This is a genomic window from Bradyrhizobium sp. KZN70725 (assembly GCF_055264925.1).
Map to the genome: position 1 here is coordinate 1 of NZ_JBUYWT010000248.1, position 211 is coordinate 211.

Genomic DNA, 211 nt, shown 5'->3' on the forward strand with positions numbered 1-211 from the left:
GCTGGTGCGGTTGGCAGCGCTGATCGACTGGAACATCCTGAATGAGCGCTTCAGTTCGGTGTGCCAAGCAGGGTCGGGACAGCCGGGCTTGCCGACGCGGCTAGTCGCCGGGCTGTTCATTTTGAAGCACATGCACAACCTGTCAGATGAGGTGCTGTGCGCTCGCTGGATCGAGAACCCCTATTACCAATACTTCTGCGGCGAGCTGAGC

Annotated in this window: 1 protein-coding gene; it reads left to right on the top strand. The window is 59.7% G+C overall.

The features are described from left to right. Positions 1 to 211: transposase (locus ACZBJS_RS42925; protein WP_463440385.1), on the top strand; the 211-nt coding region annotated here is incomplete at both ends.